This is a genomic window from Pseudomonas sp. 2VD, from assembly GCF_005503585.1.
GTDB lineage: Bacteria > Pseudomonadota > Gammaproteobacteria > Pseudomonadales > Pseudomonadaceae > Pseudomonas > Pseudomonas aeruginosa.
Map to the genome: position 1 here is coordinate 1 of NZ_SCND01000658.1, position 1,249 is coordinate 1,249.

Below are 1,249 nucleotides of genomic sequence, written 5' to 3' on the forward strand. Positions count from 1 at the left end.
TTGATTTCTTTGTTTCATTTAAGCGTTTTTTTTGTTATGTTACTTGGTATTTTTTTCAATACTAGATCACCACTCGCATTCAGCCTTAACGAGTCGTCGTCAGCGTCAGATGTGTGTAAGAGCCAGCTCCTGGTGAGTTCGCGCAGCGCCCGCGAATATGGCCTGGTAGCCAATGGCGCCGGGGCCAACGAGGCGCCCACGGCGCTGGACATGGCCGGCGGCAGCCTGGAGCAGGCGCGCATCCTCGAGGCCCTGGATACCGGCCTGTACATCGGCAACCTGTGGTACCTGAACTACTCGGACATGCCCGCCGCACGCCTGACCGGAATGACCCGCTTCGCCACCTTCTGGGTGGAGAACGGCCAGATCCGGGCGCCGGTCAGCACCATGCGCTTCGACGACAGCCTGTACAGCTTCCTCGGCGCCCACCTGGAAGACCTCAGCCACGAGCGCGAACTGCGCCTGTCCAGCAATACCTACGGCGAACGCCAGACCGACTCGATGCACCTGCCAGGCGCGTTGACCGGGCGCTTCACCCTCACGCTCTGAGCCCGCGCGGCGCTCCCCGGCGGTTCGCCGCCCGGGAGCGCCGCGTGCGCAATCCGAAGAAAACCCGCCGATATTCTGGCGCCATTATCACGCCACCATAAACGGACCGGCTCCCTCCTCGTTCTCCACTCTGGTGACACACGCCCGAGAGGAACCCACCGCACGCATATCCCATTCGGTACACGGAGGTGAAGCTATGCCCGCTTTGAGTCGTCGTTCGTTCGTGACCCTGACCGCCCTGGCCTCCAGCAGCATCCTGCTGAGCCCGCGAGCCTTCGCCGGGAGCGGCGCGACAAGCGCCGCCGGGAAGCCGCAAGAGACCTTCCTGGATTTCAACGAAAGCCCCTACGGCCCCTCCGCCAAGGCCAGGGCCGCCATGCAGCAGGCGGCCGCGCTCTGCGGCCGCTACGACTACGACGCGCAGGACGCCCTGGTCGGCCTGTTCGCCAAGCAGAACGGCATCCCCGCCGAATGCGTGCATGCCTACTGCGGATCGCGCCAGCCGCTGCAATACGCCGTCGCGGCGTTCACCGGCAAGGAGCGCAGCCTGGTCATGGCCGATCCCTCCTACGACTCCGTGCTCGGCGCCGCCCAGGCCCAGGGGGCGAAGGTCGCTGCCGTGCCGCTGGACGCCGAGGCGGCCCACGACATCGAGCGCATGCTCGCCGCCGCGCAACGGGACGCCGGGCTGATCTATATC

The 1,249-nt window shown here is 65.3% G+C and carries 1 protein-coding gene and 1 pseudogene; both read left to right on the forward strand.

Annotation, left to right across the window (positions count from 1 at the left end; all coding sequences use genetic code 11):
• Window positions 1-549: metallopeptidase TldD-related protein (locus tag FFS27_RS32860; protein ID WP_442962193.1), on the forward strand; the 549-nt coding region annotated here is incomplete at its 5' end.
• Window positions 550-745: 196 nt separating this feature from the next.
• A pseudogene (locus FFS27_RS32870) lies at window positions 746-1,249 on the forward strand (aminotransferase); the annotation flags it as partial.